Source organism: Devosia sp. YR412 (genome assembly GCF_900110945.1).
Taxonomy (GTDB): domain Bacteria; phylum Pseudomonadota; class Alphaproteobacteria; order Rhizobiales; family Devosiaceae; genus Devosia.
On the sequence record NZ_FOFL01000008.1, the window covers coordinates 65,797 to 83,609 of the forward strand.

Annotated in this window: 16 protein-coding genes, 1 tRNA gene and 1 pseudogene; 5 read left to right on the top strand and 13 right to left on the bottom strand. The window is 63.3% G+C overall.

The genetic code is table 11. The features are described 5' to 3' along the window. Positions 1-14: 14 nt before the first annotated feature. From BM045_RS18300 to BM045_RS18310, 3 genes are all read left to right on the top strand, one after another. Entirely contained in the window at positions 15-794 is a 780-nt protein-coding gene (locus tag BM045_RS18300) for a hypothetical protein (RefSeq protein ID WP_139198837.1), read from the top strand. Between the two features lie 78 nt (positions 795-872). After that, positions 873-947 (top strand) — tRNA-Lys (locus BM045_RS18305). Positions 948-974: 27 nt separating this feature from the next. Then, complete coding sequence (locus BM045_RS18310) at positions 975-1,502, top strand: hypothetical protein (RefSeq protein ID WP_092185910.1); 528 nt, start codon at positions 975-977, stop codon at positions 1,500-1,502. Here BM045_RS18310 and map read toward each other — a convergent pair. From map to BM045_RS18375, 13 genes and pseudogenes are all read right to left on the bottom strand, one after another. Next, positions 1,499-2,254 carry a type I methionyl aminopeptidase gene (gene map, locus BM045_RS18315; RefSeq protein WP_092185912.1) on the bottom strand — a complete coding sequence of 252 codons (756 nt, stop codon included), beginning with the start codon at positions 2,252-2,254 and terminating at the stop codon, positions 1,499-1,501. The genes BM045_RS18310 and map overlap by 4 nt on opposite strands. A 4-nt stretch (positions 2,255-2,258) precedes the next feature. Next, complete coding sequence (pgi, locus tag BM045_RS18320) at positions 2,259-3,899, bottom strand: glucose-6-phosphate isomerase (protein ID WP_092185914.1); 1,641 nt, start codon at positions 3,897-3,899, stop codon at positions 2,259-2,261. Between the two features lie 20 nt (positions 3,900-3,919). Then, positions 3,920-5,059, bottom strand: coding sequence for a tRNA guanosine(34) transglycosylase Tgt (gene tgt / locus BM045_RS18325; RefSeq protein ID WP_092185970.1), 1,140 nt, complete (start codon positions 5,057-5,059; stop codon positions 3,920-3,922). A gap of 39 nt (positions 5,060-5,098) precedes the next feature. Next, positions 5,099-6,184, bottom strand: coding sequence for a tRNA preQ1(34) S-adenosylmethionine ribosyltransferase-isomerase QueA (gene queA, locus BM045_RS18330; protein WP_092185916.1), 1,086 nt, complete (start codon positions 6,182-6,184; stop codon positions 5,099-5,101). Between the two features lie 71 nt (positions 6,185-6,255). Beyond that, positions 6,256-6,705, bottom strand: coding sequence for a DMT family transporter (locus BM045_RS18335; protein ID WP_092185918.1), 450 nt, complete (start codon positions 6,703-6,705; stop codon positions 6,256-6,258). Between the two features lie 77 nt (positions 6,706-6,782). After that, positions 6,783-7,298 carry a peptidylprolyl isomerase gene (locus BM045_RS18340; RefSeq protein WP_092185920.1) on the bottom strand — a complete coding sequence of 172 codons (516 nt, stop codon included), beginning with the start codon at positions 7,296-7,298 and terminating at the stop codon, positions 6,783-6,785. 103 nt (positions 7,299-7,401) lie between these two features. Then, positions 7,402-7,989, bottom strand: coding sequence for a peptidylprolyl isomerase (locus tag BM045_RS18345; protein ID WP_092185922.1), 588 nt, complete (start codon positions 7,987-7,989; stop codon positions 7,402-7,404). Continuing rightward, positions 7,986-8,480 carry a pantetheine-phosphate adenylyltransferase gene (coaD, locus tag BM045_RS18350; protein WP_092185924.1) on the bottom strand — a complete coding sequence of 165 codons (495 nt, stop codon included), beginning with the start codon at positions 8,478-8,480 and terminating at the stop codon, positions 7,986-7,988. Before coaD ends, BM045_RS18345 begins: the two co-directional genes overlap by 4 nt. 95 nt (positions 8,481-8,575) lie before the next feature. After that, positions 8,576-11,299 (bottom strand): DNA gyrase subunit A, encoded by a 2,724-nt coding sequence (gyrA, locus tag BM045_RS18355; RefSeq protein WP_092185926.1) that lies wholly within the window; start codon positions 11,297-11,299, stop codon positions 8,576-8,578. A 142-nt stretch (positions 11,300-11,441) separates the two neighbouring features. Next, a pseudogene (locus BM045_RS18360) lies at positions 11,442-12,666 on the bottom strand (MFS transporter). Then, a complete protein-coding gene (locus BM045_RS18365; RefSeq protein WP_092185928.1) occupies positions 12,663-13,268 on the bottom strand; it encodes a helix-turn-helix domain-containing protein in 606 nt (201 codons plus the stop codon). The pseudogene BM045_RS18360 and the gene BM045_RS18365 overlap by 4 nt, the downstream one beginning before the upstream one ends. A gap of 80 nt (positions 13,269-13,348) precedes the next feature. After that, a complete protein-coding gene (locus tag BM045_RS18370; protein WP_092185930.1) occupies positions 13,349-13,735 on the bottom strand; it encodes a VOC family protein in 387 nt (128 codons plus the stop codon). An 87-nt stretch (positions 13,736-13,822) separates the two neighbouring features. After that, entirely contained in the window at positions 13,823-14,227 is a 405-nt protein-coding gene (locus BM045_RS18375) for a winged helix-turn-helix transcriptional regulator (protein ID WP_092185932.1), read from the bottom strand. 137 nt (positions 14,228-14,364) lie between these two features. On the opposite strand from BM045_RS18375, the gene BM045_RS18380 reads away from it, so the two are divergent. Beyond that, complete coding sequence (locus tag BM045_RS18380) at positions 14,365-15,243, top strand: NAD(P)H-binding protein (protein WP_092185934.1); 879 nt, start codon at positions 14,365-14,367, stop codon at positions 15,241-15,243. Positions 15,244-15,371: 128 nt separating this feature from the next. Further along, positions 15,372-17,762, top strand: coding sequence for an efflux RND transporter permease subunit (locus BM045_RS18385; protein ID WP_139198838.1), 2,391 nt, complete (start codon positions 15,372-15,374; stop codon positions 17,760-17,762). Positions 17,763-17,813 lie beyond the last annotated feature (51 nt).

Below are 17,813 nucleotides of genomic sequence, written 5' to 3' on the forward strand. Positions count from 1 at the left end.
ATCGGGGTTTCGCCTTGGCTAAAGCATCCGAACAATTCCGGCAATCGGACGTGACCACTTGGGGCATTGTTGCCCTGGTGCTGGCTGCCATTGCCGTGATGGGTGCCAATGTCTCGGCCATGGTGCCGCAAAGCGTGCTGGCCGGCCTGCACAAGACCCGCATCGAAGGCGCTTCCCTCACGCAATTGCGCAGCCAGGTCGCCGATCTTCGCCTGCAGATGCAGGAACTGCATCGCGAAAACGGCGTGCTCACGGCGCGCTTCAATCTCGGTGAAGAGCAGAGCGGCGAAGTGGTGCGGCGCGTCGGCGCGTTGGAAGTCAGCGTGCCAAATCTTTTGGAACTATCGCCGCGCAGCAGCGGGGTGGATCGCTCCAGCCTGACCTCGGCGATCGGCACCGATGCCGGGACAGAATTCGAGGCCGAGGGAGGCTCCGTGCTGGTGCGGCAGCAGCCGATGGCCGAATTGGCGCCACCGGTGCCGAGCCAGCCAATTCCCGCGCCTGTGCAGCAGGCCGCTACGCCTGCCAGCGCCACCACCTTTGGCCTGGCGCTCGGCCCGGCCATTGGCGCGGAACAGGCCTCCGAGACCTGGCGCGACCTCAATGTAAAGCTCGGGCCGCTGCTGTTCGGGCTGGCGCCGGTGCTGGCCGACGAATCGAATGGCACCAAGAAGCGTCTCGTGGTCGGCCCGATTGCGCAACTGGCGGAGGCCAGCGCGCTATGCGGCCGGCTGGAGCGCGTCTCGGTGGCCTGCATGCCCGTACCGTTTACCGGAACACCACTCGACTATTGAGGTTCGCGCAATTGCGGTTGACAGCAGAGGGAACGTGGCTATGTTCCGCCGCGACGCCAGCAAGTTCTGGTTTGGTGCGTGCCGGTAGCTCAGTGGTAGAGCATTCGACTTTTAATCGAATGGTCGAGGGTTCGACCCCCTCCCGGCATACCATCCTTTCCCCGATCACCAGGCCCTGACGTGTCACAGGATTTCACCGATCTGCTAAAGGTGCTGGCGACAACCGCTCTGGTGTTTGCCGCCGGTACGCTGGTGATGCTCTATATCATCCTGCTGCTGGCGACCTATGGCGCCAACCTGCCGATGGTCGGCTCGCTGCCGCTGAGCGCACCGCCCGAAATGGTGCCGCTGCTGGCCAATAGCCAGATTTTTTCGACGCTGGCCGCCGTGCATGTCACCGCCGCAGGCATCGCGCTGCTGATGACCAGCCGCACGGTCGATATGGCGCTGCTGATCGCCTCGAAAGCCGTTGCCGTGGTGATCACCGCCCTGCTCGGCTTTATCGGCGGGCATATGATCTATCTGCAACTGACCGAAAACACGGCCTTCACGCTCAACCCGTTGACCTCGACCTTCATCACCCTGGTGGCCTTCATGGTGCTGTCGAGCATTTTGAGCGTGCAGAACCTGCGCACGTTGGGCAACCTGCGCTTCGTGGTCGGCATCGCCATGGTGGTGATGGGCCCGATGCTGCTGGTCTGGCTTTAGGCCGCCAGCGTCACCACGACCGCACCGCGCGGCGTTGCCACCACGGTATGCTCATATTGCACGCAGGGCGCTGACGGGCGTGAGATCAGCGTCCATTCGTCGTCCTCGGACTTATGGTCCGACATTTTCCCACCCAGCGACAAGAATGGCTCGATGGTGAAGACCAGGCCATTGGTCATGCGACGGCGCTCGGAGCGGTCGGGCCAAGTGGAAATCTCGCCCGGCTCGTCATGCAGGCTGTCGCCGACGCCATGGCTGGCGAGATTGCGGATCAACGTATAGCCACCCTTTTTGGCGAACTTGCCGATGGCCTCGCCGATATCAGCCAAAGGCGCGCCGGCCTTGACCGCATTGATCCCGGCCCACATGGCCTTCTTGCCGTCACGGCAGAGATTGACCAGACGCTGATCGCCGGTGCCCAGGATATGCGACGAGCCGCAATCGGCGAAGACGCCATCCCTGACGGCGGAAACGTCGATATTGACTAGGTCGCCATCCTTGAGCACCCGGTCGCCCGGGATGCCATGGGCGATTTCCTCGTTGACTGAAATGCAGGTCGCGCCGGGGAAATCATAGGTGACGATCGGCGCCGACAGTGCGCCATGCTCGGCCAGCAGCTTGGCGCCGATCTCGTCGAGCTCAAGCGTGGTCATGCCGGGCCGCATGGCCGAGGCCATGGCCTCGCGGGTGATGGCGCAGATGCGCCCGATGGCTTTCAGCCGCTCGAGCTGTTCTTCGGTCGTGATGGTCAAGACATCAGCCCTTGTTGGCGAGGTAATAGGCGAGCAAGCCCTGTGTCGAGCTGTCGTGCCCCTCCCCGCTCTGCTTGCCTTCGACCTTGGGCAGCAAGGCCTTGGCCAGTTGCTTGCCCAGTTCGACGCCCCACTGGTCATAGGAATTGACGTTCCAGATCACGCCCTGGGTGAACACCTTGTGCTCATAGAGCGCGACCAGCGAACCCAGCGTTTCGGGGGTCAGCTGCTCGTAGAACAGCGTGTTGGACGGACGGTTGCCGGGGAACACCTTGTGCGGAGTCAGTTCCTTGATCTTCGCCTTGTCGAGGCCCTGAGCCTTGAGCTCGCCGATGACTTCTTCCTCGGTCTTGCCCAGCATCAGGGCTTCGGACTGCGCCAGGACATTGGCGACCAGCTTGTCGTGATGCGGCGGCAGCGATTCATGCGGGCGGGCAGCGATCAGGAAATCGGCCGGGATGACGTCGGTGCCCTGGTGGATAAGCTGGTAGAAGGCGTGCTGGCCGTTGGTGCCCGGCTCGCCCCAGACGATCGGACCGGTGGACCAGCCGACCGGCTTGCCCGCCAGCGTCACCGACTTGCCGTTGCTCTCCATATCCTGCTGCTGCAGATAGGCGGCAAAGCGGCTCAGGCGCTGGTCATAGGGCAGCACGGCATGGGTCGAGAAACCCCAGACGTTGCGATACCAGACGCCGAGCATGGCCATGATGACCGGCAGGTTCTTTTCCAGCGGGGCCGACAGGAAATGCCGGTCCATAGCATCGGCACCCTTGAGAAATTTTGCGAAATTGTCATAGCCGACGGCCAGAGCGATCGGCAGGCCGATGGCTGACCAGACCGAATAGCGCCCGCCAACCCAGTCCCAGAAGCCGAAGATGCGGTCTTCGCGAATGCCAAACTTGGCGCAGGCCGGGATGTTGGTCGAGACGGCGGCAAAGTGGTTGGGCACGGCCTCTTCGCCCAGCGTATCGGCGATCCATTCGCGCGCCGAATTGGCATTGGTCATGGTCTCGTCGGTGGTGAAGGTCTTCGACGCGACGATGAACAGGGTGCGCTTGGGGTCGAGGCGCTTGAGGATGTCGTGGATATGGGCGCCATCGACGTTGGAGACGTAGTGGGCGCGCAGGTCGGCGCGGGTATAGGGTTCCAACGCCAGCGTCACCATGGCCGGGCCGAGGTCGGAGCCGCCGATGCCGATATTGACGACGTCGGTAAACTGCTCGCCGCCATGGCCGCGAATTTCCCCGGAGCGCACGGCATTGGTATAGGCCTCGAGCGCTGCCAGCACGGCGCGGATATCGGGCATGACATCCTTGCCGTCGACCGGCACCGGATGATCGCCCTGGTAGCGCAGCGCCATATGCATGACGGCGCGATCTTCGGTGATGTTGATATGCTCGCCTTCGCACATCAGGTCGCGGCGTTCCTCGACGCCGGCGGCGCGGGCCAGGTCGAACAGCGCGGACATAGTGTCTTCGTCGATGCGGTTCTTGGAGTAATCCAGCAGGATGCCGGCGCCTTCGGCCGAATAGCGCTTGAAGCGGTTCGGATCGACGGCGAACTGTACGCGCATCGGCTGCTCTTCAAGGCGCTTGCGATGCTTGTCGAGGCTCGAAAAACTTGCCTTGCGTCCGGACTTTGCCATTGCGGAAAACCTTGTGTTGATCAGAGAACCGGCAGGTCGCCAGCGGCCCAGGCCGCGCGCGTCTCTGCCGCAAAATCAGTAAATCGGCTGTCTTCTATCGCCCCGCGACAGCCCTGCACCAGCTCTTGATAATAGGCCAGGTTGATCTGGGAAAGGATCATCGCGCCCAAAATCTCTTCTGTCTTAACAAGGTGATGCAGATAGGCGCGGCTCCAGCGACGGCAGTTGGGATTGGGCGAGGCCTCGTCGATCGGGCGATGATCATCCCTATGCCGGGCATTTTTCAGGTTGATGACGCCGAAGCGCGTATAGACGTGGCCGTGGCGGCCGGCGCGGGTCGGATGCACGCAGTCGAACATGTCGATGCCGCGGCCAATGGCGCCCAGAATGTCGTCGGGCTTGCCGACGCCCATCAGGTAGCGTGGGCGGTCGGTCGGGAGTTCTGGGGTAATCTCCTCGATCACCTTGAACATCACCTCCTGCGGCTCGCCCACAGCGAGGCCACCGACGGCATAGCCGTCAAAACCGATGCTCTTCAGCCCCTGCGCCGACTTGGCGCGCAGCTCGGGATCGTCGCCGCCCTGCACGATGCCGAACAGGGCGCGGTTCTGCTGGTTGTTGAAGGCAGTCTTGGAGCGGTCGGCCCAGCGCAGCGACAGCTGCATGGCGCGCTCGATTTCCTTGGTCTCGGCGGGGAGCTTCAGGCATTCATCGAGCTGCATGATGATGTCGCTATCGAGCAGCGTCTGGATCTCGATCGAGCGCTCAGGCGTCAGCTCGTGGCTCGAGCCATCGATATGGCTGCGGAAGGTGACGCCCTTCTCCGTCAGCTTACGCAATTGGGCCAGCGACATGACCTGGAAGCCGCCGCTATCGGTGAGGATCGGGCGCTGCCAGTCCATGAAGTCGTGCAGGCCGCCCTGGCTGGCGACGCGCTCGGCGCCGGGCCGCAGCATCAGGTGATAGGTATTGCCGAGCAGGATATCGGCGCCGGTCTCGCGCACCTGCTCGGGATACATGGCCTTGACCGTGCCGGCCGTGCCCACCGGCATGAAGGCCGGTGTCTGGATATCGCCGCGCGGCGTGTCGATGCGGCCGCGCCGCGCCATGCCGTCGGTGGCGGAAAGGGTGAAGGTGACTTGTTTGGTCGTTTCGCTCATGCGCGCGGTCATAGCGGGTTGGCCGCGAGGTGGGAAGAGCTACAGCTCTTCCTCATCCTCTTCGGGTCGTGCGCGCAGCAGCAGCGACGAATCGCCATACGAGTAGAACCGGTATCCATCCTCGATCGCATGGGCATAGGCGCGCTTCATCATGTCCATGCCGGCAAAGGCTGAGACCAGCATGAACAGCGTCGACTTCGGCAGGTGGAAATTGGTCATCAGCGCATCGACCGTGGCAAAGCGGAAGCCGGGGGTGATGAAGATATCGGTATCGCCCATGAAGGGCTGCAGCGTGCCAGTCTTGCGCGAGGCGGTTTCGAGCAGGCGGAGGCTGGTGGTACCGACGGCGATAACGCGGCCACCCAGCGCCTGCTTGACGCGGATACGTTCCACCGTCGCCTGGTCGATCTCGCCCCATTCGGCATGCATGACGTGGTCGTCGGTATCGTCGACCTTCATCGGCAGAAAGGTCCCTGCACCGACATGCAGCGTTACCCGCTCGATTGTGACGCCCTTGTCGGTCAACTGCTGCAGCAGCTTCTCGGTGAAATGCAGGCCCGCCGTCGGCGCCGCCACGGCACCATCCTCGGCGGCATAGACGGTCTGGTAATCGACGAGATCGCGTTCCTCGACATCGCGCTTGGCGCCGATATAGGGCGGCAGCGGCATGGCGCCATGTGACTTGATCGCCTCGTCGAGCTGAGCACCGCCAAGGTCGAATTCCAGCGTCACTTCACCGGTATCGCCACGGCCGGCGACCGTCGCCACCAGCGCATCGGCCTGGCCGTTGCCCAATTCCAGGCGGTCGAGCAGCGCCAGTTTCTTGGCCGGGCGGGCAAAGGCGCGCCAGGTGTGGGCATCGACGCGCTTGTGCAGGTTGAACGAGACATTGGCGCGGTTTTCGCCACGCACGCGGGTGCCGCGCAACTCGGCTGGTAGCACGCGCGTGTCATTGACCACTAGCACGTCGCCGGGCTTCAGCAGCCAGAGCAGGTCGGGAATATGCCGGTCGGCAAGGCCGACCTTGGGATCGACCACCAGCAGGCGCGCGGAATCGCGCGGTTCCACGGGATGGAGGGCAATGAGCTTTTCGGGCAGGTCGAAGTCGAAATCGGATACGCGCATGCGATGTCCCTAGCATGGGGCAGAGCGGCCCGGAACCACCTGCACGGCAGAAGGCTTGCCGCGCAGCTTTCCTACAACACCCGGATCATCAGCGCGCCGGTGACCAGCAGCACGGCGCCGGCGATGCGGCCCATGGAAATCTCGCGCACCGCCATGCCCATGAAGCCGATCTTGTCGAGAAACATGCCGCCAACCAATTGCCCGGCCACCGACAGCGCCATCACTGCCGCGGCGCCGATCATCGGCGTCAGCATGATGTTGGAAAACACGTAGAAAGCGCCAAGCACGCCGCCGGCCACGAAGGTCCAGGGCGCCGGAGCACCGAAGTTGATCGGGATGCTGGCGACATTGCTGTAAATGAAGGCGATGGTCCACAGCAGGATCGCGCCGGCGACGAAGGAGACGCCAGCCGCAGCGATCGGCACGCCGAGATTGCGGCCGAGCTGGGCATTGATCGGCGCCTGGGTGGCGATGCAGGCACCGGCGACGATCCCCATCAGGGCCCAGAGAATGGTGTCCATGCGCACGCTATGCTCCCATCAACAAAAAGACCCCCGAGCGGCGCCCGGGGGTCCAAAATCAATGCCACGAGTCGGGCTTAGGCGGCGATATCTGCCGCGACCTTGACCGAGACCATCTTGTCCGGGTTGATCACGGGCTCGCCGCGCTTGATCTGGTCGACAAATTCCATGCCTTCAATGACCTGGCCCCAAACGGTATACTGCTTGTTGAGGAAGCCGGCGTCGCCGAAGCAGATGAAGAACTGCGAATTGGCGGAGTTCGGGGACTGCGAGCGGGCCATCGAAGCGGTGCCGCGGACGTGGGGCTCAGCGTTGAACTCGGCCTTGATGTCGGGATACTTCGAGCCACCGGTGCCGGTGCGCGACGGGTTGAATTCGGGCAGGTTGGTATTGCCGAACTGAACGTCGCCGGTCTGGGCCATGAAGCCGTCGATCACGCGGTGAAACACCACGCCATCATAAGCGCCTTCGCGGGCCAGCTTCTTGATGTGCTCGACGTGGCCGGGTGCCAGGTCGGGACGCATCGCGATGACGACGGTACCCTTGGTGGTTTCGATGACGAGGGTGTTTTCCGGATCGGCGTATTCAGCCATTTTTTCAACTTTCGGTTGGAAATTATGGCCCGCATGTAAGGCCATTGGGGGATGGGTGCAAGGCGGGACGCGCTGGTCCCTGCCTCACATCGCCCCGATTGCTTTACTTGTACTCGATCGTCGCCTTGACGATCTTGTCCGGATTGGCCACGGCGCCATTCTGCTCCTGCGGACCTTTCTCAAGGCCATCAACCAGGTCCATGCCGGAAATCACCTTGCCGAAGACGGTATACTGGCCGTCGAGGAAGCTGGCGTCGGCGGTGGTGATGAAGAACTGCGAATTGAACGAGTTCGGATCCTGCGAGCGAGCCGCGCCGAGCACGCCGCGCGCGAAAGTCTCGCTGTTGAATTCGGCCTCGACGTCGGGCAGGTCGGAACCGCCCATGCCAGCGCGGTTGAGGTCAAAGCCCTCGGCGCCGCTCTTGCCATATTGCACGTCGCCGGTCTGGGCCATGAAGCCGTCGATGACACGGTGGAACACCACGCCATCATAGTTGCCGGCTTCGGTCAGCGCGATGACGCGCTCGACATGCTTGGGCGCCAGCGCCGGCAGCAGTTCGATATCGACCGGGCCGCTTTCGAGCGTCAGGATCAGGTGCGGCGTGCCGCTCTGGGCAAAGCTTGGGGCGGATGACAGCGCCACGGCGCCGATGACGAGGGCGCCGAACAGGCGACGGGTTACAGCGGTCATTTGTTTTTCAGAGCCTTGAGGACGATTTGCGGGACGAAAGCGGCAATGTCGCCGCCCATCTCAGCGATCTGGCGCACCAATGTGGCCGAGATATGCCGAACCGGCGGGCTGGAGGGCAGGAATACGGTCTGCAGGTCGGGCGCCATCTGCGCATTCATGCCCACCATCTGCATTTCGTAATTGTAATCAGTGGTATCGCGCAGGCCGCGAATGATCAGCTTGGCGCCATGTTCGCGCGCCGCATTGACCATCAGGCCGGAGAAATCGACAATTCTGAACTCGGTATCGGTGCGCTTGCCGACCGGGCCCAGCACTTGTTCGAGAATGGCGATGCGGTCTTCATGGGCAAACAGCGGGCTCTTCTTGGTAGCGCTGATGCCGACGGCGACCACCAGCGTATCCACCAGCTTGCAGGCGCGCTCGATGACATCGAGATGCCCATTGGTCAGCGGATCGAACGAGCCCGGATAAAACCCCACCAGCTTGCTCATCACGCCCTCCCCTTTGTTGTTGCTAGGGTTTTGTCATGGGCGTGGATTCATGGCAAGGCGCGGAACGACAAGGGGCGCCGAAGCGCCCCTTTTGCTTATTCTGCTTCCGGAGCCTCTGGGGCTTCCGGTGGTGCCTCGGGGGCATCCGGCGCGTCGGGCACATCCTCGGCCTCGGGCTCGCTGATATGCTCCACCGACATGACCTTTTCGCCATCGGCGGTATCGAAGACGATGACGCCCTGCGATCCACGGCTGACGATGCGGATTGGCTTGTCGCCGCCGACCGGCAGGCGAATGGTCTGGCCGCCGTCGCTGATCAGCATGATCTGGTCGCTGTCTTCCACAGGGAAGCTGGCGACGAGATTGCCGTTGCGCTTGTTGACCGCCATGGCGACGATGCCCTTACCGCCACGGCCGGTGATCCGGTATTCGTGGCTTGAGGTGCGCTTGCCATAGCCGTTTTCGGAAATGGTCAGGATGAACTGCTCGGTGGCGCTCATCTGCGCATAGAGCTCCTGCGGCAGGTCGCCGGCGACGACATCGCCTTCGTCCGAACTGGTGGCTTCTTCCTCGGCACCCTCGCCGCGCACCGCACGGCTGGCCTTGAGATAGGCGGCACGCTGCTCGGCCGTGGCGTCGGAGTGGTTGATCACCGCCATGGAGATGACCACGTCGTCCTTGGCCAGCTGGATACCGCGCACGCCCATGGAATCGCGGCCCTTGAACAGGCGCACGTCGTCGGTGCGGAAGCGGATGGCCTGGCCGAGGGCGGTGGTCATCAGCACGTCGTCATTGGGACCGGCCGTCTCGACGCCGACGATCTGGTCGCCGTCATCGAGCTTCATGGCGATCTTGCCGTTCTGGCGCACTTCGACGAAATCGGCCAGCGAGTTGCGGCGCACCGTGCCGCGCGTCGTGGCGAACATGATGTCGAGGTTGGCCCAGCTGCTCTCGTCCTCGGGCAGCGGCATGATGGTGGTCAGCCTTTCGCCCTGCTCCAGCGGCAGGATGTTGATCAGGGCCTTGCCACGCGCATTGGCCTGCGCCAGCGGCAGGCGCCAGACTTTCAACTTATAGGCGATGCCGCGGTCGGTGAAGAACAGCACCGGCGTATGGGTGTTGGCGACAAACAGCCGCGAGACGAAATCCTCGTCGCGCGTGGCCATGCCGGAACGGCCCTTGCCGCCGCGGTTCTGCGCGCGATAGGTCGAGAGCGGCACGCGCTTGATATAGCCCTCGTGCGACACGGTCACGACCATGTCTTCGCGGGCGATCAGGTCCTCGTCGTCGAAATCCCCGACCACGTCGGAAATTTCGGTGCGACGCTTGGAGCCGAACTGTTCCTTGATCTCGGTCAGCTCGGTGCGGATGATGTCGATGACGCGTTTGCGCGAGCGGAGGATTTCGAGATAGTCCTCGATCTCGGCACCCAGGCCATTGAGTTCGTCGCCGATTTCATCGCGACCCAGCGCCGTCAAACGGGCCAGACGCAGTTCGAGGATGGCGCGGGCCTGTTCCTCGGAGAGGTTGAAGGTGCCGTCCTCGTTGATGCGGTGGCGCGGGTCGTCGATCAAAGCAATCAGCGGCGCCACGTCCTGGGCCGGCCAACGGCGGGTCATCAACTGCTCGCGCGCCGTCGCCGGATCGGGCGCGGTACGGATCAGGGCGATGACCTCGTCGATATTGGCCACAGCCACGGCCAGACCGACCAGGATATGGGCGCGATCGCGGGCCTTGTTGAGCAGGAAGCGGGCGCGACGCGTTACCACTTCGTGACGGAAGTCGATGAAGGCCTTCAGAATCTCGGTGAGATTCATCAGCTGCGGCTTGCCGCCGTTCAGTGCCACGAAGTTGCAGCCGAAGGACGACTGCAGCGCAGTGAAGCGATAGAGCTGGTTGAGCACCACATCGGCCAGCGCATCGCGCTTGATCTCGATATAGACGCGCATGCCTTCGCGCGAACTCTCGTCGCGCATGTCGGAAATGCCTTCGATGCGCTTGTCGCGCACCAGTTCGGCAATCTTTTCGACCAGCGTCGCCTTGTTCACCTGATAGGGCAGCTCGGTGATGATGATGGCTTCGCGATCTTTCTTGGTTTCTTCGATCGCCACGCGGCCACGCACCAGGATCGAGCCGCGGCCCGTTTCATAGGCGGCCCGGATGCCGGCACGGCCCAGGATAATGCCGCCGGTTGGGAAATCTGGCCCCGGCATGACCTGCATCAATTCCTCGGTGGTGACCTGCTCGTTGTCGAGCATCAACAGCGCGGCGTCGATCGTCTCGCTGAGATTATGGGTCGGGATGTTGGTCGCCATGCCGACGGCGATACCGCTGCCGCCGTTGACCAGCATATTGGGGAAGCGCGCCGGCAGGACGGTCGGCTCATGCTCGGAACCGTCATAGTTGTCGCGGAAGTTGACCGTATCCTTGTCGAGGTCATCGAGCATGGCATTGGTGATCTTCTGCATGCGCACTTCGGTGTAACGCATGGCGGCCGGCATATCGCCGTCGACCGAACCGAAATTGCCCTGGCCTTCGACCAAGAGCTCGCCCATGGAAAAGTCCTGCGCCATGCGGACCAAGGCCATATAGACCGCGCTGTCGCCATGCGGGTGGTACTTACCGATAACGTCGCCGACCACGCGGGCCGACTTGCGATAGGGCTTGTTGTACTCGTAGCCATTCTCGCTCATCGAGAACAGGATGCGACGGTGCACCGGCTTGAGGCCGTCGCGCACGTCGGGGAGTGCGCGGCTCACGATCACGCTCATGGCGTAATCGAGATAGGATTTGCGCATCTCGTCGGTGATGGCGATCATCGAAATGTCGGATGGCGGCAGCGCGCCAGTTCCGTTTTCAGGCGTATCGGTCACTGGGGTGATTCTTGGTTGTTTGAGTTACCCCTTATCTAGGCGATTCCGGGGAAAATTGCTAATTTTGCCCCAAGCGCGGCTGTGGAGATCATGCCGGCAGCGGACGAGGACGCTCCATCTGGCGAAAGCTCGGTAGCAGCAGTGGCATCAGGGCCGCGCAAAGGTAGAGCAGACCTGTCGCTCCCATGGCCACGGCGATGCCCGCACTGTCCACCTGCAGGCCCGCATAAAGCCCGCCAAATGGCATCAGGCACCAGGTCAGCGCCAACCAGGGCAATGACGCGGCCCACCATCGGCCCCGGAATGCGCTCGAACAGGATGGCGCCTATGATCGGGTTGAGAAAGCCTGCCGCGAAGCCGCTGATCGGTAGAATGGTCAGGATCACCGGCAGTGGAAAATTGAGCGCCAGAGTCGCCATGGGCAGCGGGCCGGCAAAGAAGAAGCCGGCGATGTAGATGGCGAGGCGCGGCAAACGGTGGCCGATGACGGCGGCAATGGTCGCGCCGACAATCGCGCCGGCCGAAAAGGCGGCGAGGAAAATGCCGACCCAGGCCACATCCAGCCCGGCAGTTTTGATCCAGACCGGCAGCAGCACGATGGCATAGGCTTGGTCGAACAGATTGGTGATGGCGATCATGATCACCATCCATTTCAGCACCGGCTCGCTGCTCAACACAGCCCAGCCAGCGGCGAAATCGGCGCGGTAGCTGCTGGCGCCCTCGCCCTTGGCGACCTGAGCTGCGCTAGCCCGGATGCCAAAGGCGATCACCAGACCCGACAGGCAAAACGCCAGCGCGTTCACCAGCAAGGCGGGGGCCGGGCCGAGCAATGCGATCAAAACCCCGGCACTGGCGGCCCCGATGGTGCCGGCAATGCGATCGCTGGCGCCCATGACGCCAGTGACCCGCTCCAGCGGCATCTCTCCCGCCGCGGCAATGCTGGGCACCAGCGCCTGCTTGGCGGCATCGGACGGCGCCCGCAGTACGCCGATCAGCGCCACCGCCGGCAGCAGGGCCCAGATAGACAGCCAACCCAGCCAGAACAGCAGCGGTACCAGCGCCACCGCCAGCGTGGACAGAACATCGCTGACGATAGAAATCCGCCGCGCGCCGACGCGGTCGATCATAGGCCCGGCCAGCGCCTTGGCCAGCACATAGGGCAGCATCTCGGCAAAACCGGCGAGACCGGTCAGCAGCGGGCTACCAGTCGTCGTGAGCACCAGCCAGGGAATGGCGATGGTCGAGAGCCGCGTGCCGCCGATGGAAATGACGCTCGCGACAGCCAAAGCGACCAGCGGTGCTTGCCGGGTCATGGCGTGGCCTCGTCCTCGGTGGTACGCGGCGCGGCGTGGAGGATGATCGAGAAGGGCCGCGTGTCCGGTGGCGAGGAGGTTCCCAGGGGCGGCGCCGCTGCCATGGCGTCGCGCAACAGGTCCTGCAGCTTTTCGACGAGGTCCGTCGCCGCTTTGGCAGTCAGGGGAATGGTGTAGTCGCTGGCCGTGGAGGCCTTGCGCCAGTCCGGCGTCAGCTCGGCATAGGAATTGAGCGCACCCTGCATCTGCTGCATCTGCCAGTTCAACGCGGCCTGCAGGAAGGCCAGCCCGCTATCGAGCGCCGCGCCCTCGGCATCCTCGGCGAGATAGGTGGTGGTTTCGTGCCGGGCCCGCCACCAGCGGTCGCGCTGGCTGCCCCTGCCCGCGTCGTCCTCGATAAAGCCATGCAGGGCAAGCTGGCGCAGATGATAGCTGGTGGCGCCGGAATTGAGCCCCAGCCGCACCGCAAGCCCGGACGCGGTCGCCGGTCCATCGATGCGCAGCAGGCCCAGCATGCGCAGCCGGACCGGATGGGCCAGTGCCTTGAGGGCCGTCGGATCGGGGGCGATCGTCTTGACGTCGCGCTGGACAGGATTGGACATGGCAACCTCCGCGTTCAGCGAAGGCTACCATCGCAAAGATATCTTTGCAAATATCTCTTTGCAATTCTTTGGCGCGTTACTCAGCCGATTTCCTGCGCGACTTCCCAGACATGTCCGGCCGGGTCGGCGAAGGCTGCGGTGCGGCGACCCCAGGGGCGGTCGATGGGGCCATTGAGCAGCGACACGCCCAGGCTCTTGAGCTGCTCGCAGGTCGCATCCACATCCGTGACCTTGATGGTCAGCATCATGCGCACGCCGGCAGCCGCGGGTGCGACAGGCACCGGCACGACCAGTTCCGGCCCCTGGGTGGCCTTGAGCAGATTGACGATGATGCCGCCAAATTTGAGGACTTCCGAAGCCTCGTCGGCAAACAGCGATTCCGCTTCAAACACTTTTCGGTAGAAGGCCTGGGTCGCCTCAATGTCGTCGGCGAATAGGGTGATGACTTCGATCTCATTGAGGGCCATGGGCCGTTCCTTTCGGGTCTGTCGACGATCATAGACGAGTTGCGCCGGCACCGATCGACAAAGACGGAAAAGAATTATCGGTCACCGCTAGGCCGCGCTGTCGAATTCAACCCGCGCCGCGCCGATCGTATTGTGATTGGCGCTGGCCCATTGGATCAGATGGCCGAAGGGGACAATGATCGACTCGCCCAATGGGGTCAGGCGATATTCCACCGAAGGCGGCTTGGTATCAAAGACGCGGCGACCGACCATGCCGTCGCGCTGCAAATCGCGCAAAGTCTGGGTCAGCATCTTCTGGGAAATGTCCGGCACTTCGCGGCGCAGCTGGTTGAAGCGTTTCGGCCCCGAGGCCAGCGTCATGACCAGTAGCATGCTCCACTTGTCGGAAATCTTGTCGAGCACGCCGCGCACCGGGCAATCGCCGGCATTGCCGTCCGGCGCATTGTTCCAGCGCTCCACATAGAGAGCGGCTTCTTCGCTGAGGTTGCGCATGGGTGGTTACTCCTGGGTGCCCTTGAGCGGTGAAAGTGCCCTCTTTCGCTCTTGGCCGAAGCTCTCTAGATTGCACTCTCCATTCGATACTTACTCTCCATCGGCATTCGCCACAAGGGGAGGCAAAGGAGAGCAAAATGACGAAGTTCAAGGATTCGACGCTTCTGGTCACAGGTGCCGGTGGCAATCTCGGTCGCCTCGCCGTGGAAGAACTGCTGGCGCGCGGCGCCACCAAAATCATCGCCGGCACCCGCGACGTGGCCAAGCTGGCCGATCTTGCCGCCAAGGGCGTTGACGTCCGTCGTCTCGATTTCGACGATGCCGCCAGCGTTGCCGCAGCCTTTGCCGGCGTCGATCGCGCGCTGATCGTCAGCACGGTCGCTGCCAACCGCACCGAGCAGCAGACCCAGGCCGTCGCGGTCGCCAAAGCGGCCGGCGTCAAGCACCTCGTCTATACCTCGGCGCCCAATGCCCGCCCCAATAGCGATGCCGGCGGCATTGCCGACCACTATTGGACCGAGCAGGCCATTGCCGCTTCGGGTCTCGATTTCACCCTGCTGCGCAATCACATCTATGCCGACATGGCGATCGTCGCCGCCGCTCCGGCGCTGGCCAGCGGCCAGTTGTTCGATGCCACCAATGGTGGCGGCCGCAACTATGTCACCCGTCTCGACACCGCCCGCACCGCCGCCGGCGCGCTGCTCTCGGCCGAGGGCAAGGAAATTCTTGACGTCACCGGCCCTGCCCCGGTTACCCAGGAAGCACTCGCCGCGCTGTTCACCAAGCTCACCGGCAAGCCGGTGACCCGGGTAGGCGTCACTGGTGAGCATCTGGGCGGCGGTCTCGAAGCTGCCGGCGTGCCGAGCTTCATGGCAACGCTGCTGGTGGCCTTCGACCTCGACGCCGCCGCCGGCCACCATGCGATCGTCACCGATGTCGTCGAGCGCTTCTCGACCCGCAAGCCGGAGACGCTGGAAAGCTTCCTCACCGCCAACAAGGCCGCGCTCGGCGCCTGATTCTCGGCCGCGACACGCCTTCCACAGCCTAATCGACAGCAGCGCAGGACAGCTTCCTGCGCTGCTGGACGCTTCCCAAACAAACCCCTACCACTGACCCATCTCAGCCTCTCGCGGAGTCGGGTGCCGTGTCCGTTGCCTCTATCTTCAGCCGTCTCCGGGCGCGCCTCGTGCATGACCGTTCCATCGGCTTTGGCCTCGAACATATCGGGCTGACCACGCTGCGCTTTCCGCGCGCCGTCGCTGCTGCAGTTCTGGTGTTTTCGGTGTTCTGCTTCACGCAGATCCCCAAGGCCAATGTCGATGGCGACCTGATGCGCATCTATGCCAATTCCGGCGTGCATTATGATGCCTATGACCAGCTGTCACGCACCTTCGGCACCTTTGAAAACGACATCTACGTCCTGGTCTCCTCGCCGCGCTTGACCGAGCCGGAAACGCTGGAGCGGATCCGCGAGCTGGCCTTCGACCTCGAACTCAACGAGTTCGCCGTCGGCACCATGTCGCCCTTCACCCTGCGCCGGCCGAGCGCGCAAGGCGGTTCGGTGCCCGCCGTGCCCGAGGGCATGGATAATTTCGCCGATGTGGCGCGGGCGCTGGCTGACCTTCAGCAGAACGATCCGATGATGCGCAACCTGATCACGCCCGAACTCGACGGCGTGGTGCTGATCATGTTCCCCAACCAGGAGATGACGCGCGGCGACGGCACCAAGGCGATGATCGCCAGCGTGCGCGAAACCATCGCCGGTTATGCCGACGACAATATTTCCATCGAACTGACCGGGCCGCCGCTGTGGACCTCGGAAATGCTGAGCGCCGCACTGAACGATCAGGTGCAGTTCACCCTCTGGGGCTTCGGTCTCGGCGCCCTGATCGCGCTCTTCGCCCTGCGCTCGCTGCCCGGCGCGCTGCTGGTCGCCGCAACGCCCTTCCTCGCCGTGATGTGGAGCATGGCCATGGTGCTGCTATGCTTTGGCTCTTTCTCCTTCCTCACCATCATCGTGACGACGCTGGTGCTGGTGATCAGCTTTGCCGAGTCGATGTTCTTCATCTTCAACTGGCTGGCCTATTGGCGCGACGGCATGGAGCCCAACAAGGCGGTGGATGCGACGGTCAAGCTGGTCGGCCCGGCCGCGGCGCTGACCATGCTCACCACTTTCGTCAGCTTTGCCTCCCTGGCGCTGACGCCCGGCCGCGGCGTGCAGGAATTCGCCATCTCCGGCGCCATTGGCACTTTCCTGCTGTTCGTCTGCCTGATGACCTTCCTGCCGCTGATGCTGAAGGCGGCGATCCGGCTCGGCTTCAACGCCCCTAAGCGGTCCAGCCTCGTGCTCACCGCGCCGCTGCCCTTCGCCTGGCTGATGGCCAGCCGCTTTGGCAGGCAACTCTCGATCATCGCCATCATGATCACCGTACTGCTGCTGGTGCCCTATGGGCTGATCAGGCCGCAGTTTTCCTTCGAGGATTTCGTCGCCAAGGATTCCGACGCGCTCAGCACCGCCGTCGAGATCGATGATGGCGTCGGTGGCGTTGCGCCGCTCTATATCCGCGTCCCGCTGGCCGGCCACGATCCCAATCTCGACGACGCCGACTTTGCTACCGTGCAGACCGTGCACCGCATTCTCGAAAGCCATATCGGGCAGAACAAGGTGATCTCGGCCGCGAGCATCACCAATTACACCGACAATGGTTTTTCGCGCGAAGAGGTGTTTGAATCGGTCGGCCCCTTCCTGCGCAAACGCTTCGTTACCGATGACGGCACCCAGGCGCTGGTGACCGGCTTCATGCCGACCATCATCGACTCCGACGATCTCAAGCAATTGGTCGACGACGTCACCATGGAACTGCAGGCGGCCGGCATCGCGGGCGCCGAGATCGGTGGGCTGCGCGTGCTCACCACGTTCGGCACCGACCAGATCGTCTCGGGCCTGCATCTCGACCTGACGCTATCGGTGCTGGTCAACATCGCGCTGATCGGCTTTGCCTTCCAGTCCTACCGGGTGGCGCTGGCGTCGGCGGTGCCCAATCTCTTCCCGGTGCTGGGGACCATGGCGTGGCTCTATTTCACTGGCCAGGGCCTGCAACTGACCACGGTCATTGCCCTGACCATCGCCTTTGGCATTGCCGTCGACGATACGGTGCATTTCCTGTCGCATTATCTGCATTCGCGCCGCGAAGAGGGCCGCTCGCATCTGGAGGCGATCCAGCACACGCTGGATCGCATCGGCGGCGCCATCGTCGGCACCACGCTGATCCTTTGCGCGGGCGTCATCATCGTCACCTTCTCCGACCTGCCTCAGGTGGCTTTGTTCGGCACGCTGTTCATTTCGACGCTCGGCTTTGCGCTGATTGGCGACCTGTTCATTCTCCCCGCTTTGCTGGTGGCCGGTGGCAAGTTCTTCCACCCGCTGGGCCGCATCAAGGTGGCGACGGCCGACCATGATGCGACGCCGGATGACCCCACCGGTGACACCATTACCGGCGAAGGTGGCACCGAGGGACATACGAGCCCAGCCTGACCTGCGCTTGCGGGAAAAAGCCACGGCGGATTAGATGTTGGCGGGCCGATT

What these genes read in the sequence shown, in the direction of transcription:
- coaD (WP_092185924.1), bottom strand. Translation starts at nt 8,480, where the DNA reads ATGAGCAAGCTGGTGGGGTTTTATCCGGGCTCGTTCGATCCGCTGACC.
- BM045_RS18375 (WP_092185932.1), bottom strand. Translation starts at nt 14,227, where the DNA reads ATGCGCAACCTCAGCGAAGAAGCCGCTCTCTATGTGGAGCGCTGGAAC.
- BM045_RS18340 (WP_092185920.1), bottom strand. Translation starts at nt 7,298, where the DNA reads ATGGCTGAATACGCCGATCCGGAAAACACCCTCGTCATCGAAACCACC.
- queA (WP_092185916.1), bottom strand. Translation starts at nt 6,184, where the DNA reads ATGCGCGTATCCGATTTCGACTTCGACCTGCCCGAAAAGCTCATTGCC.
- BM045_RS18370 (WP_092185930.1), bottom strand. Translation starts at nt 13,735, where the DNA reads ATGGCCCTCAATGAGATCGAAGTCATCACCCTATTCGCCGACGACATT.
- BM045_RS18365 (WP_092185928.1), bottom strand. Translation starts at nt 13,268, where the DNA reads ATGTCCAATCCTGTCCAGCGCGACGTCAAGACGATCGCCCCCGATCCG.
- BM045_RS18345 (WP_092185922.1), bottom strand. Translation starts at nt 7,989, where the DNA reads ATGACCGCTGTAACCCGTCGCCTGTTCGGCGCCCTCGTCATCGGCGCC.
- tgt (WP_092185970.1), bottom strand. Translation starts at nt 5,059, where the DNA reads ATGAGCGAAACGACCAAACAAGTCACCTTCACCCTTTCCGCCACCGAC.
- BM045_RS18380 (WP_092185934.1), top strand. Translation starts at nt 14,365, where the DNA reads ATGACGAAGTTCAAGGATTCGACGCTTCTGGTCACAGGTGCCGGTGGC.
- pgi (WP_092185914.1), bottom strand. Translation starts at nt 3,899, where the DNA reads ATGGCAAAGTCCGGACGCAAGGCAAGTTTTTCGAGCCTCGACAAGCAT.
- gyrA (WP_092185926.1), bottom strand. Translation starts at nt 11,299, where the DNA reads ATGATCGCCATCACCGACGAGATGCGCAAATCCTATCTCGATTACGCC.
- BM045_RS18335 (WP_092185918.1), bottom strand. Translation starts at nt 6,705, where the DNA reads ATGGACACCATTCTCTGGGCCCTGATGGGGATCGTCGCCGGTGCCTGC.